A 15,118-nucleotide genomic window follows, 5' to 3' on the forward strand; every position below is an offset into this window, starting at 1 on the left:
CGAAGAAAATAGTCAACGTATTTATGCAATCAGTTTGAAGTCGGATTGTTTCATTTCCTGTCCGTTGATAATGAGTGAGAGTTTTTGTGATCCGGGATAGAATTTTCGGGTGGTGATTACTTTGAAACTTTGTTTCCGTTCGATGGACAGGCTTTCGCCCGGAAGGAGTGTTCGTTCACTGATCTTAAAGACCTTTCTGGAATGTGTCCCGTTTTGACGCAGATAGTAAACTCCATATTCCAGGCGGGTTTTGAGTTCTTCTTCAGCGGTGTTTCGGAGTGTAAATGAAAAAGCAAGATGTTCTCCGATTGCGACTTCCGGTGTGGTTATACAAAAGTGATCTACTGTTAGCTTATCCCCGGTATTCAATCCATAGTATTTTAGGATTTCCGGATGTCCCTGTTTCAGTAATGTCCGGCAGCCATGTTTTAGTAAAGCATCGGTTTCTTTGCTAATGTTACTCCATTCTTTTACAAGCTTTATGACTATGTCCGGGTTGTCCTTGGAGATGTCATTCAGGTGATTGGCAACACTTTTTCGTACCCATTCGGAAGGATCGTTTTTCAGATTGTTAAGTAAGGGAAGAACAGGAGTAGGGTCTTTCTTGAGTTGAGGAAGTGCCACTGCCCAGGGCAAACGAGGGCGGCTTCCTTCACTGGCGAGCCGGCGAACCCGATGGTCTTCGTGTAAAGACCACTGGTACATCTGCTCCAGCATTTTATCTCCGTATTTCAGGATAAAGGGACGGACGGCAAATTCACAGCTGGTAAATTGCGTAACAAATTCCATTGCCTGTACAGATGCTTCAAAATGATCCAGTCCAAAACGCTCAATATAATCCGGAAAAAACATAAACTCGAGAGAGCTGCTCGTAAAACGATTGGTTTGCAATTCTCTTATACTCTTTTCAATAACGAGCGTCGCCTCTTTAAAATCTTCGGGAAAGAAATCATGTAAAACAAGAGATGTATGCCTCATCCGGTCTTTTAACTCCATATTTTCCCAATCCGCGTGAAATATTTTTTCGGTAAAGGCTGGTACATTAAAGGACGGAAGCACTTTTTTCAGCACTTCAGCGAAGTTTGCGTAGAAAGAAGGAGAATACAGGTCTTTTAGTTTGTAGCTCATCGTGTAATCTTGTTTTATTTCGGATCATGCGAATGTACGAACAAGTGCCGATTTATTTTCATTTGTTATCTTTATAGAAACGGTAAAAGTTGAAAAGAGAATTATGAAATTTGGAAAGACGGATCATCCCGAAACAGTAGATTTCACAATGCCGGAGGATGCACCGGAAACAAAAGAAATACTGAACAAATACGTAAATTCCGATTGTCCGCTGGAAGTGTATGTGGGGTGTGCGAAGTGGAATAAAACAGACTTAAAAGGGTTTTATCCGAAGGGAACAAAGGATGAGTTAACGTATTATTCGAGACAGTTCAATGCCATTGAGATGAACGCGACATTCTATAAGATGCCGGATCGTTTTCAGGTGGAGAAATGGCGGGATAAAACTCCGGACGGATTTAAGTTTTTTCCGAAAGTGACCAATACCGTTACGCATTATCGAAGGTTAGTTGATGTGCGGGAGTTGCTTGAAGCCTTCTCTGATGAAATTTGTCATTTTGACGATCGTTTGGGAATGGCATTTATGCAGTTGCATGAAAATGTAACCCCTTCTGAATTCGATAAATTGAAAAAAGTGTTGACAGAGTTTCCGAAAGGAATTCCTTTGGGAGTAGAGGTGCGTAATGAAAGATGGTTTTCCGAAAAAGAAATATTCGACAAGTATTGCCGGTTGCTGGAAGAATTGGGAATGAGTAATATTATTGTCGATACGGCCGGGAGAAGAGATATGGTTCACATGCGTTTGACCAGCCCTGAAGCATTTGTTCGTTATGTGGGAGCTAATCACATATCGGATAAAAGTCGTTTGGACGACTGGGTGAAACGCATAGCGGTTTGGAAGAAAGAAGGTCTGCAGAAGTTATATTTCTTTGTTCATCAGAATATCGAAATAGAGTCTCCGTTACTGGCGTCTTACTTCATTGAACAACTTAATAAGCAATTGGGATTGTCTTTACAGATCCCTTCTAAACAGGAGGAAGCCATTCAAAAAACACTGTTCGGGTAAAAGGGACTATTTTTCGGTGATTTTTTGCGCCAGCTCCCACAATTTGGTAGTTGTATTCCAGTTTCGAACCGTGATTTGCTGGTATACCGGATTTGCCGATAATTTAATGAGAGAGCTCTGAGAAGCCTGTGTCTTTAGGCGAGACATATAGATCACATGTTTACCTTCTGCTACCTGATCGACACCTTCCTTTAGTTTAATTCGCTCAATAGCTTGTTGGGAAGTGAGTGGAGGTTTTATAAATAATATATCAAACTTATAGGTGTCCGTATCTTTACCAAAGGCGCAAGGCGCATTTTCGATCACTTTCTGTAACTGTAAGTCGGAGAGCAGAACAATTTTCGACTGATAGTCAAAAGTGTCTGATAACGTTTCTTCAATAGTGCTTGTTAATTGCTCTTTATCACCCTCTTCCGAAAGAAACAAAACATTTCCGCTTTGGATATAGGTGGTCACCTGATCAAATCCCATTTTCATAAAACAGGCTGTAAGGTCAGCCATTTTTATACGATTCTTGCCGCCGACATTGATACCACGCAAAAGAGCGATGTAACCGAATTTTTCCAGGCTACTCAAAACTGATAGATGGCGTTATTCTTTTTCTCAAATCCGATCGTTGTTTCCGGACCATGGCCCGAGTATACGACCGTTTCTTCAGGAAGTTTAAACATGATGTTTAATAATGTATTGCGAAGTGTTTCAAAATCTCCTCCCGGTAGATCGGTTCTACCGAAACTCCCCCGGAAAAGGATGTCTCCGTTGATGACAAAATTTTCCTCCGGTGAATAGAATGCGACATGTCCCGGGGCGTGTCCCGGCCCAAAAATGACCGTAAAATGAATGTCTCCAAATGACAAAATCTGTCCGTCCTCAATATAGGAAGTGGGTTCAGGAGAAGGAATGTAGCCTTCAAATCCGTATAGATGAGCATAGCCTGCAACAGCCCGTAACGTCGTCAGGTCTTCTTGGTGCATGTAAAACGGAATGGCATATTTTTCAATGACAGCCGCATTTCCTAAAATATGATCAATATGAGCGTGTGTGTTTAAAACAGCAAGTGGTCGTAATGCACTCTTTTCAATGAAATCGAATAACTCTCGGCGTTCTTCAGCTGTGTAACAACCCGGGTCAATAATTACACAATTATTCGCTTCGTCAGTAACTACATACGTGTTTTCCTGAAATGCGTTGAAAGTAAATTTGTGAACCTGCATGCCTTAATTTTTGGCAAAAGTACAATTTTGATAAGGGTTAAGCAAAAAAGAAACCGACCCGTTACCGGATCGGTTCTTATCTACTCGTTTTTGGGTTCCGAATTAGTTTGGAATTTGTATCGTACCCAGATCTGTTATGGTTCCAAAAGAAGCTTGCACTCCGTTTACTTCAGCTGTACTATATCCTGTAACAGAAGGAACGACATGAATATCATACGTGCCATTGACTCCACAGAACATAAAGAAACCGTTATTATCAGGAATGGCTGTTAGCGTATCGCCGTTTTGAATGGCATAAACAGTAGGAAGAGCATTCATAGGTGTTGCAATCCCTTTTATTTTACCATTAGTCAGATCCGAAAATGTTCGGATAACAGGCTTAAGAATATACTCTCCGTTACCGGTAAGAACAACCGAGCTTCCCGCATCAAAATCCAACCAGATTGAATACGATTCATTGGCTTCTAACTCCTGATGAAGATTTAATTTTAATCCACTGGTCTGTGCGGAAGGCGTTGTTAAATTATGCGTTGTTCCATCTACAACAACAGAATTACTATTTCCAAGAACCAACCGAATTTGGGAGATACGTCCCACGGGCAATTCGACACTGCATAACAACGTGTCCATTCCGTTGTTGAACTCCAGCAGGTCATAAACTCCCGCATTAATTGGTAAGGAGGTCCACCCTCCGTTGTTAGAATGTATCCGGACTTCCTGAATGTCGATAAATACATGTTCGAAATTACCGGGGGCATCCGTTAAATAGACTTTTAATTGCGCCGTCCCATCCTCTTCTTTCTTACACGCGAAAAATGCTAATGTCATTAGCATCAGACCCGTGAAAAATGCTACTCTTCTCATAAGGCTAATTTTTAATAAAAAATACTACTATTGGTACAAAAATAACGTCTGGAAGGGCTTGGAGTTGTCTTCAGGTGTGTTAATAAATGTAAAAAAACGAGAATAATTTCAGAATAAAATAGCTGTCAGGAGTTTAAGGAGTTTTATTTTGAGGAGGAGATTTTTCCATATTATGTAGTGTGATCTTTCGATGTTCCAGACCCCATTCAAGCATTACGTCCATAACTTTTTTAAAGGATTTACCGGAAGCTGTCAGTTCATACTCAACCGTTACAGGGACTGTATTATATACGGTGCGTTTTACAATACCGTTCATCTCCAGATCCCGTAACTCTTTAGAAAGCATCCGGGGAGTTATTTTTGTGACATCACGCCCCAATTCTTTAAACCTTTTCTTTCCGAATAGCAACGATGCAATAATAGGGAATTTCCATTTGCCTGATAATACATTCATTGTATCATTCACCGCCAGAACAAAAGTATCCGGACACTTATCGAGAATTTCCGGATCAATATTTTTTATCATAGTTCCTGTTTTTCCTAAACTATACTTTTGTATACCGGTATATAAAAGTATAGTGATATAAAAAGTATATCAAAGATACATAGTTTTGTACTATCAATCAAAAAAAGTAATAAAATGAGTACAATCTTAGTAACAGGAGCAACGGGGCATTATGGTCAGGCGACCATCACCTCTCTTCTGAATAAAGGAGTGAAACCTCAAGCGATAACAGCATTGGTAAGAGATGAGTCTAAAGCTGAAACGTTGAAGGAGCTTGGTGTTAATATTGTTTACGGAAATTATGATGATTACAATTCTTTGGTGCGTGCGTTTTCAGACATTGAGAAATTGGTGTTAGTTTCCGGAAGTGAGTTGGAAAAACGAACCGAGCAGCAATTAAATGTAGTAAAAGCAGCCAAAGAGGTAGGTGTTCAACATATCCTGTATACCAGTGTGGAGCGAAAAACCGAGCGTGAAACGTCGCCGATTCAGTTTGTATTGGGGTCACATTTGGCAACCGAAAAAGCTATTAAGGAAAGTGGAATGACGTATACATTACTTCGTAATAACTTGTATATGGATTTACTGCCCTGGTTTTTAGGTGAAAATGTTTTGGAGAACGGAATCTATTTGCCTGCAGGAAGTGGAAAAATTGGATTTGCTTTGAGGGCTGAAATGGCAGAGTCAGTAGCAAATATTCTGACAACGGAAGGGCATGAGAATAAAAACTATACTATTTCCGGTGAAGCAGTTTCATTTGAAGAAATAGCGAAAATACTCTCTGAGATAAGTGGTAAAGAAGTGAGCTATACGAGTCCTGATCTAGAGACCTACATTCGAACAGTGACTGCTGCGGGAATGCCTGAAACGTTTGCAAACATGTTTGGTGGCTTTTCGCAGGCGGGGAGTCAAGGTGAATTGAACAGTGAAAATTCAGATATGGAACGACTTCTGGGGAGAAAACCAACTTCAGTTGTAGCCTTTCTGAAGCAGTTGTATCAGTAGATCGTCAAGAGAATAGATAACTATATCCAGAAAAAGCCATTCGTACAGAACCGATGGCTTTTTTTGTTTTGCGTGGGGTTGCTCTCAAGAACTTACTCATCTTTTCTTTTGCTTGAAAGCCAGATGTCCTTATATTTACTTTCAGGCAATGAAACAACTAATTGGAAGTGTTTTTTGTGTTTTGCTGAATACAATTTTATTCGGGCAATTCTATTCGGGTTCTTATCAGGAATTCGGTAAAAACCGTGTTCAGTACAATCAGTTTTTATGGAAGAACCAAAACTTTGAACGTTTTGCGGTTCATTATTACCCCGGTGAGGAGAAGTTAGTAGAATACTGTGCTAAGACAGTACATGCTGAATTACTGGAGATTGAGAAGTTTTTCGATTACCGTCTGGAAGATCGTCTGGATATTATCATTTTCGGATCTAAAGCAAAATTTAATCAGAGTAATATCGGGATTACTCGTGAAAACAGTATGTCTGTTGGGGGTATGACCCGTATTGTAGGATCGAAGTTGTTTGTATATTATGAAGGGACACACGAACAACTGAACCGACAGATTAGAGCAACACTGGCAGAAGTAATGCTCAATAAAATGTTGTTTGAGGGAGATTGGAAAGATGTCTTGAAAGCCAATGCGCTTGCTTCTTTCCCGGAATGGTATATCAATGGTTTCGTGTCTTATATGTCACGTCCCTGGGATGCATATGTGGAGGCTCGTGTAAAAGATGGTTTTTTATCCGGTAGGTATGATGATTTCTCAAGGTTGGAGGGCGAAGAAGCAGAGATTGCAGGTCATGCCATGTGGCATTTTATAGATATTACTTTTGGTAAAGAGGTAATTCCGAACATTGTTTATTTAACACGTATCACTCGTAATCCCGACAGGGGATTTACCAACGTAATCGGTGGTGGTGTTAATGAGTTGATCAGGACGATGACTGATTATTACAAATCTGAGTATGCGAAGGAGGTGGTCACGCAGGATGATCCGGACGCGGAAGAAGAAATTTTTAAAAGGAAAAAAGGTCGGATTTATTATGGATTTAAGGCTAGCCCGGACGGTCGCTTTCTGGCATACGTAGAAAATCATTTGGGAAAGTATAAAGTGAAATTACTAGACCGAAGTAGTAGGAAAACAAAAACAATTTATAGCGCTGAACCCAAACTTTACCGAACTATTGATCGCTCTTTCCCAACTTTGGCCTGGCACCCGCAGAGTGCTGCGCTGACTTTTGTTACCGAACGAAAAGGAGAATTGCGGTTATATATTCATACACTGGAAGATGGAAAGAATACCAAAAGAGTACTACATAATCTGGATAAGGTTCTGAGTATGGACTATTCGGATGATGGAAAAATGATGGTGTTTTCAGGGGTGTCACATGGCTATACCGATTTGTATTTATACTCCTTACAGGGAAATTCACACAAGAAATTAACGGATGACATCTGGGATGACACTCATCCGCGATTTATTGAAAATTCTACCCGCATTATATTTAGTTCCAACCGGGTGTCGGATACAATCTATAATACAGGTGCCGATCCTGAAATTCAACCCATCAAAAAGAGGAGAGATATTTTTATTCTGGATATTAACGGATACGATAAAAGCCGGGTGAAATTACTTCGGGTAACAGATACGCCCTTTGCCGATGAGGTATTTCCCCTTGAATATGCAAAAGGGGAGTATGGTTTTTTGTCGGATGAGAGTGGTGTGTATAATGTATACCGGGCAAAGAGGGATTCTGTGATTACACATATAGATACAGTTGTTCACTACAAGTATTTCTCTTTGATTCGTCCGGTAACCAACTGGAACAGCTCTGTCCTTGAAATTGAATACGATGATAAAACGGGTAAACTGCTGGCGCTGATTAACAGGAACCATAAGTACAAACTAATCAGGGCAGATGCAGCAAAGGAAGTAGAAACCCCGGTTGATGTTCGTTTCAAGCAGGAAGAACGGATAAGAGAAGAGCAGCGCAATAATAATACAACCATTACGCAGGTAGAAACTGTTTTTGAGGATCAATCACAGAAGGATAGCCATGAAGGAGAGAAATTAGGACATATTCGTATTGAAACCCGGGAAGAGGATAGCTTGTACCGAAAACGTGTAGTTGTTATCGGTCGGAAAAAGCAGCAAAATGGATTTGTCTACGAGGAAAGTGCTAAGGGAAATAAGAATGAAGAGGATATATATGCCTACGAAAAACCGCGCGAGGTAGTTTATTCGGTCAACTTTGCTAAAGATTATGTGGTTGCTCAACTGGATAATCAGTTTATGAGTCAGACCTACCAACGATATTCTGGACCCGGAACCGTTTTTTTTAATCCCGGACTCAATGCGCTGGCTAAAGTCGGTTTCAGTGATGTGTTTGAAGATTATAAGTTAGTAGGAGGTATACGTATCCCTTTTGATTTGACTTCCGGAGAGTTTTTGGGAGAAGTTTATTTTTTGAAAAAACGATTGGACCACCGATTGGTTTTATACCGCCAATCTCTCCGGGATAATGATAGAAATACAGGAGCTGTTTTTAAATGGGCGATTCATGAGGTGAAACACTTTATGTCGTATCCGTTTTCCGAAACCTGGAGTTTGAGAGGGATATACGGGTATCGTTTTGATAGAAACACTATCCTGGCAGTGAGTGATCAGACACTCGCTGAGCCAACAAGAGATTACCACCAGGCAAGTGCCCGGGTTGAGCTTGTTTTTGATAATGCCCGAAAGTTACAGTTAAACATACAGGCAGGGACAAAATTCAAGTTTTTCGTAGAATACATGAACCAGTTTAGTCCCTACGGAAATACCTTGAATATTGGTCTCGATTTCCGGCATTATCAGCGCCTGTTGAAGAACTTTATTTGGGTGAATCGACTGGCAGGAGCGACTTCAATAGGAAATCAACGACTTGTGTATTATATGGGTGGGGTGGATAACTGGATGATTCGCCCGAATCCACATTTTGACCAGACCGTTGAAGTAGATCCGAATCAATCGTACGGATATCAGACTTTAGCCAGCCCGATGCGTGGTTTTTTGCAGAATTCAAGAAATGGAAATTCATTTGCGGTCTGGAATTCTGAATTGCGTTTACCGATCGTCTCTTTCTTCTCTAAATATCCGGTCAAGAGCGAGTTTTTCAGGAGTTTTCAAATCATAGGATTTATGGATCTGGGAACGGCATGGACCGGACCACATCCTTATTCACCGGAAAATTATTTCAATACACAAGTGATTGAACAAAAACCAATCACTATAAAGATAAAAAATGCCAGAGAACCATTAATTTTAGGTTTTGGGACAGGTATTAGAGCCATGTTGTTCGGTTATTTTATGCGACTGGATTTTGGATGGGGCTTAAATGACGGAGTAGTTACGAATCGACCCCGTTTACAGTTCTCTTTAGGGTTTGATATTTGATGGTTACCAAACATAGAATAGCAGAGAAAGAAAAAGTATGACAAATCAGGAGATAAAACAGGCAATAGAAAATGTATTTGATGAGGTGGTTACTGCCAGAAGGCATATCCATCAACACCCTGAATTGTCTTTTGAAGAATATGAGACAGCAGCTTATGTAAAGGAAAAACTCGCGGCAGCAGGAATGCAACCGGTAAGTATAGGGAAAACGGGAGTTGTGGTAGTCGTTGCACCTGAGGGGATGGAGAATCAACCTTGTTTGGCGTTACGGGCTGATTTGGATGCGTTACCGATTCAGGAGCAATCCGGAGAAAGTTTTTCATCCGGGAACCCGGGAGTGATGCATGCCTGTGGTCACGATGTGCATACGGCTGTTTTATTGGGAGTAGCCAAAATTGTACAGGAGAACAGAGAACAGCTTCGGCGACCTGTAAAATTTATTTTTCAGCCGGGAGAGGAAAAGTTGCCGGGTGGAGCCTCTGTTCTGATAAAGGAAGGGGTGTTGGAAAATCCTGAGGTAACAGAGATTTTGGGCTTACATGTTTTTCCTGAGCTTGAACAGGGGAAAGTAGGTTTCAAGCCGGGAATGTATATGGCTTCCTGTGATGAAATATTTATTACAGTTAAAGGGAGGGGAGGGCATGGGGCAATGCCGCATCAGGTCATTGATCCTATTCTTATAGGAAGTTCCATCGTCGTCCAATTACAGCAGATTGTTAGTAGATCTTGTGATCCTAAAATACCCTGCGTACTTTCGTTTGGACATTTTGAAGCATTGGGAGCAACCAATGTGATTCCGAATCAGGCCTTTCTGAAAGGTACTTTTCGTACCATGAATGAGGAGTGGCGTTCCAAGGCACATGAATTGATCCGAAAACAGGCTGATCTTATCGCCCAATCAATGGGGGGAGAGGTCGATGTGGTTATTGACAAGGGGTATCCGTTTCTTGAGAACAACGAGGAAGTAACCGGGCAGGTTAAGAAATGTGCAACAGAAATACTCGGAGAGGTGAACGTTGTTGATCTTCCTATCCGACTAACAGCAGAAGATTTTAGTTATTATTCTCACGAAGTTCCTGCCTGTTTTTTTCGAATGGGAACGCGAAATGAAGCTATAAATGCAGTCTTTGGCGTACACAATAGTAAATTTAAAGTAGAAGAAGAGGCGCTGAAGTCAGGAATGGCTGTATTTTTGTCCTACATTTTCACAAAATAAGAGAAGCATGAAGAAGTTTACCTTTACACTATTGACAGCAGTACTAGTTGTTTCTTGTAATAAAGATAAAAAGGCAATTAAGGAGATAGATGGACAATGGAAAGAAGTTCAGTCTGAAATTATTGCCGGAGAATCCGTGTTGGAGAGTGAAATTGACCCATTGTATATGGGAGGTGATTTTTATTTCTATACATGTAATTCCAAAAAAGAAGCCTATTGTGATTTGCTGATTAAGTATTATAGTGAAGAGGATACGGCTTTTGTTGATTTCCCTTATGAGTTTATTATTAAAGACAAAGTTGACTCGTTGTTAATAAAAGAAGGGGTGGTTGATACCGCTTATGTGAACCGGTTTAAAATTGAACGTGTAGGAGAAAATGATCTTGTCCTGCGGCAAACAATTAGCGGAGACACTGCCTATCAGCGTGTTTTTGGCAGGGTTAAATAGATGATTGTCCCGTTTTTGTCCGCATAGTTATTTGACTGAAGTAGTTTATTATCATTTCTTTGTTTTTACATCATCGAATTAAAAAGAGCTACTTCTATGTCAGGCAAATATTTGTTTCATATTGCTTTCTGTTTGCTCTGGTCCGGTTTTAGTTTCGGACAGTGTGGATCAGACTTCCAACCTTTGAGTTTGGGAAATGATACGGTTATTTGTCAGGGACAACAAATCACGTTAGGTACTCCGAATATATACGATTCTTATTTGTGGAATACGGGTAGTCACAGCTCTTCGATCACAGTTTTAACCTCGGGAACATATTCGCTTACCGTTCAGAAATTGCAGGGAAACGTTGTTCAGAATGGTGACTTTTCGGCAGGAAATGTAGATTTCCAAAGTGATTATATCGTTGGTCCCGGAGGAACCTGGGGCTTACTTTCTGACCCGGGAACCTTTGCCGTTACTTCTAATTCTAGTCTTGTACACAATAATTTTTCGTATTGCTTTGATCATACATCAGGAAATAACTCAGGGTCTATGCTGGTTGTAAATGGTTCGGATGTTCAGGATGAGGTTGTTTGGAAACAGACCGTCACAATCTCTCCGAATACGGATTATCAATTTTCTGTTTGGGCGGCATCTGTTGTTGCAGATAATCCGGGGACACTGCGGTTTATGATTAATGGAGTACAGGTTGGTGCTCAACTCAATCTACCCTGGTCAACCTGTAACTGGCAGCAGTTTTTTGTTACATGGAATTCAGGGGGGAATACAACAGCAGAGATTGCTATTATTAACCAGAACACATTAGATGCCGGAAATGACTTTGCATTGGATGATATTACATTCAGACCGGTCTGTACCTCTACAGATGCTATCAATGTCACAGTAGAAGCCCGTCCGGTGGTGAATTTGGGGCCAGACCAAACAATCTGTCGGGGTGAATCGGTTACTTTTGACGTTACACAATCAAATGCAGCTACATACCAATGGAATACAGGTCATCTAAGTAGCATCATTCAGACAGATACAGCAGGACTGTATCAGGTGACAGTTACATCACCGAACGGATGTGTGGCTTCAGATAATGTAAACGTGGCAGAGGAAGAACGTCCGGATGCAGGAAGTGACGCCTATGTTCAGTTTTGTAATAGTTCAAATCAGGTAAACCTGGTCGATCATCTGGCTTCGGGGATTGCTCAGGATGGTAGCTGGTCAACGCAGAATCCTGTGCTGAGCGGGAACCTGTCTGTAAACGGAATACTCAATTTATCCTCCGTATCCGGTGATTTTGATGTAATTTATGTAAAACAGGGAACGTTTTGTCCGAATGATACTTCGCATTGGCAATTGTCGATCGCAGATCAGCCCATAGCCGGAAATGATGTGAGTCTGCACCTTTGTAACAGTAGTGATTTCAATACTTCGTTATTCAGTTTATTAGATATAGTACAACCTTCTCAACAAGGACATTGGGTAGTTGATCCCTTAGTAGGGGGCGCATTTGATACAGCGAACGATTTGCTTTCGCCTGAATTGATCCCCGAAGGGAATTATACGATTTCATACGTTCTCGAAGCAGAGGGGGTATGTGTGAATGATACAACTTCACTTAATTTACAGATCTCATCTGTTCCTGTAATACAATTCTCAAGTGATAAGACAAGAGGATGTGAAGAGTTAACAGTGAATTTTGTAAATGAGACCATTGCATCTCCAAATACAACCTATAGCTGGCAACTGTCTGACGGGGCACAATATACCGCAGATAATTCGTTTACACATGTTTTTCCTGTTGCCGGTTGTTACGATGTGGCACTTACAGCAGTGACAGATGGCTTGTGCGTGGCAACCGAATCAGTTAGCAATATGATTTGTGTGGACCCGCTACCGGTAGCAGATTTTTCTTATGGTCCGCAACAGGTGTATTCTGACTTTCCTGAAGTAAATTTCACAAACAATTCTACGCTCAATTATACAAATGAGTGGGATTTTGGAGATGGTCAGGGCGACATTCAGGAAAACCCGTCTCATGTTTATGAACAGGGGATCGCAGCTGATTATACAGTAACGCTGGTTGTTGTAACAGATGCCGGATGCTCAGATACGACAACTCAGATCGTAGAGGTAAGAGAACAATTATTGTTTTTTGTCCCGAACGCATTTACACCTGATGAAGACAAGTTTAATCCCGTTTTTCGCCCGGTGATGACAGCCGGTTTCGATCCTAATGATTATGAATTAACCATTTATAACAGATGGGGAGAGATTGTGTTTTCATCCATGAATCCCTCCGTGGGATGGGATGGCAATTTCGGAGATCATAGGTGTCCGGACGGTCTTTATTTGTGGACCTTAAAGTTTGGTCATGAATTCAAAGACAACGTATTTTCTTATAAAGGACATGTAAGCCTTATTCGGTAATTTACTATCAATTTTATTTTTTCAGATCAACCATTTACTATTTTGCTTTAACTTTACATTATGTCTAAGTTATTTATTGTAAAGGGCTTCCCCGATAAAATGTTAGTATTGCGTGCGTTTTTCATCTTATCTTTTATTTGTTCTTTTACAGGAGCTTATGCTACAGTGAATGATACGGTATTCACTGAAAATTCAGCAATTAAACTTTACGATTACTGGTCGGTATCAAATAGTGGTTCTGCAAATGACATGGCTGCCAATATCATTCGTGTAAATCACTTTGATAGTGATACGAGCCTGATAAATTTCATAACATATACTTCAGAAAAAGTCTCGGAACAAGACGGAATTTATGGTCTGGCCAATTACTATTATCAGGTAGGAAATACATTTTTCAGGAAGGGAAAGTTTTTTGAAAGTATCGAATCATTTTTGAGGAGTAAATCAATTATTGAAGAGAATAGCTTACAAGAAACAGGGGTCTATTCTGAGTTATGTGATAAACTAGGGCATATTTTTTATTTTTTCGGAGATTATGAAAAAGCGCGGGATTTTTTGTTGATCTGGCACAAACATCCGGTTAAATTGAGTGATAAGCCTCAGAATGTGTACAATACAATGGGGTTGGTATACGCCAGGCTTATGGAATATGACTCCTCGAATTATTATTACAATATCGGTATTGATCAGGCTGTTGCGTTGGACAGTAAGGTTTGGGTAGGACTTATTTCGGGTAATATAGCGGCGAATTATAAACAAATGGGATTGCTTGAAAAAGCATTGGAGCTGTTTTATGTTGATTATGAATACAGCCTTGAGTCGGGAAATTATATCAGTGCGGCAATCGTTAAGGTTTCAATCGCCCGTTATAATGTGGATTTAGAAGACTGGGAGGAAGTAAAGAGATGCCTTGATGAAGCAGAAGAATTGTTTAGTAAAGCTAACGAAGAACTATCCTACACATACTACATTGTCAGAAGTATGTATTATGCTTCTGAAGGGATTTGTAGGCAGTCGTTAAATGACTACCAACACGCAATGCGAATTAAAGAGGGGATGCAGAGCGATTGGGATGATGCAAGATTGAAATCGGTCGAACTTCGCTTGTTTGCGGAAAAAAAGGAAGCTGAAATTAGTTTTTTGAAAGAGGAGAGTGAGCGGGAGTCGAGATTGGTCTGGTTTGTTATCATTACCAGTGTTGTTATTCTTCTTTTTTTAACCGTTTTGGTCCGGCAGGAACAACTAAAACGCAGAAAAGACAGGAGTATACTTGAGTATAAGGCAAAACTGGCTAATGAAGAACTGGAGAACGCAAGAGAAAGCATCAATCAGTTACTGCGAAGTATTAATGACAAAAACCGATTCATTCGGGATTTGAGTTCTGAAGTTGAAAAACTGAATGAAAAGAACGAAGACGAAGAACTGAAGCAAGAAAAACTGGAATTGCTTGAAAAATTGCAGGATTACACTTTGCTAACCGAAGAAGACTGGATCGGATTCAGAAAGATTTTTGAAAAATTGCACCCGCGGTTTTTCGATACCTTACTTAAGAATTTTCCAACACTTACAAATGCAGAAATGCGCATGGCTTGTTTAATCAGATTGAACTTATCGAATGCAGAAATGGCAAGTACATTGGGGATATCTCCCGATTCGGTTCGAAAGACAAACCTGCGACTGAGAAAAAAGATGGAAATCAACTCTCAGGATGAACTGATCGATTATATTTTCTCTATTGAATAGTACTGAAAGCCTGTAAAAACGCTAATTTTTAATTGTCCCGCTTTTGTCCCTGTCATCTGTTAGGAACGAGATTGTGTTCTTAATAGATTTGGTAGATATCAAAATTAGTACTTATGAAAAGAATTACTTCTA

12 protein-coding genes are annotated in these 15,118 nt (G+C 40.4%); 7 read left to right on the forward strand and 5 right to left on the reverse strand.

The window, feature by feature from the left end:
* Nucleotides 1-21: 21 nt before the first annotated feature.
* The gene (locus AC4PL9_RS14115; RefSeq protein WP_491605392.1) at nt 22-1,128 is read right to left on the reverse strand and encodes a DNA alkylation repair protein; all 1,107 of its coding nucleotides are present in this window, start codon (nt 1,126-1,128) and stop codon (nt 22-24) included.
* Nucleotides 1,129-1,231: 103 nt separating this feature from the next.
* Between AC4PL9_RS14115 and AC4PL9_RS14120 the strand changes: the two genes are divergently transcribed.
* Entirely contained in the window at nt 1,232-2,134 is a 903-nt protein-coding gene (locus AC4PL9_RS14120) for a DUF72 domain-containing protein (protein ID WP_491605393.1), read from the forward strand.
* A gap of 6 nt (nt 2,135-2,140) precedes the next feature.
* On the opposite strand, the gene AC4PL9_RS14125 is transcribed toward AC4PL9_RS14120, so the two are convergent.
* From AC4PL9_RS14125 to AC4PL9_RS14140, 4 genes are all read right to left on the reverse strand, one after another.
* Entirely contained in the window at nt 2,141-2,710 is a 570-nt protein-coding gene (locus tag AC4PL9_RS14125; RefSeq protein ID WP_491605394.1) for a DUF1697 domain-containing protein, read from the reverse strand.
* The gene (locus AC4PL9_RS14130; protein WP_491605395.1) at nt 2,707-3,348 is read right to left on the reverse strand and encodes an MBL fold metallo-hydrolase; all 642 of its coding nucleotides are present in this window, start codon (nt 3,346-3,348) and stop codon (nt 2,707-2,709) included. Before AC4PL9_RS14130 ends, AC4PL9_RS14125 begins: the two co-directional genes overlap by 4 nt.
* A gap of 102 nt (nt 3,349-3,450) precedes the next feature.
* On the reverse strand, nt 3,451-4,212 hold the full coding sequence (locus tag AC4PL9_RS14135; protein ID WP_491605396.1) for a DUF4382 domain-containing protein: 762 nt from the start codon (nt 4,210-4,212) through the stop codon (nt 3,451-3,453).
* A gap of 133 nt (nt 4,213-4,345) precedes the next feature.
* A complete protein-coding gene (locus AC4PL9_RS14140) occupies nt 4,346-4,738 on the reverse strand; it encodes a winged helix-turn-helix transcriptional regulator (protein WP_491605397.1) in 393 nt (130 codons plus the stop codon).
* Between the two features lie 114 nt (nt 4,739-4,852).
* Here AC4PL9_RS14140 and AC4PL9_RS14145 point away from each other — a divergent pair, with 114 nt between their 5' ends.
* The 6 genes from AC4PL9_RS14145 (at nt 4,853) to AC4PL9_RS14170 (ending at nt 14,986) form a co-directional block, all read left to right on the forward strand.
* The gene (locus AC4PL9_RS14145) at nt 4,853-5,722 is read left to right on the forward strand and encodes an SDR family oxidoreductase (protein WP_491605398.1); all 870 of its coding nucleotides are present in this window, start codon (nt 4,853-4,855) and stop codon (nt 5,720-5,722) included.
* A 148-nt stretch (nt 5,723-5,870) separates the two neighbouring features.
* Nucleotides 5,871-9,158, forward strand: a complete 3,288-nt coding sequence (locus tag AC4PL9_RS14150) for a hypothetical protein (protein ID WP_491605399.1) — start codon at nt 5,871-5,873, stop codon at nt 9,156-9,158.
* Nucleotides 9,159-9,195: 37 nt separating this feature from the next.
* Nucleotides 9,196-10,374 (forward strand): M20 metallopeptidase family protein, encoded by a 1,179-nt coding sequence (locus tag AC4PL9_RS14155; RefSeq protein ID WP_491605400.1) that lies wholly within the window; start codon nt 9,196-9,198, stop codon nt 10,372-10,374.
* 7 nt (nt 10,375-10,381) lie between these two features.
* On the forward strand, nt 10,382-10,822 hold the full coding sequence (locus AC4PL9_RS14160; RefSeq protein ID WP_491605401.1) for a hypothetical protein: 441 nt from the start codon (nt 10,382-10,384) through the stop codon (nt 10,820-10,822).
* A 96-nt stretch (nt 10,823-10,918) separates the two neighbouring features.
* Nucleotides 10,919-13,243 (forward strand): PKD domain-containing protein, encoded by a 2,325-nt coding sequence (locus tag AC4PL9_RS14165; RefSeq protein ID WP_491605402.1) that lies wholly within the window; start codon nt 10,919-10,921, stop codon nt 13,241-13,243.
* A 60-nt stretch (nt 13,244-13,303) separates the two neighbouring features.
* Nucleotides 13,304-14,986: a hypothetical protein gene (locus tag AC4PL9_RS14170; protein ID WP_491605403.1), complete on the forward strand. Its 1,683-nt coding sequence runs from the start codon at nt 13,304-13,306 to the stop codon at nt 14,984-14,986.
* Nucleotides 14,987-15,118 lie beyond the last annotated feature (132 nt).

Source organism: Wandonia sp., from assembly GCF_984588085.1.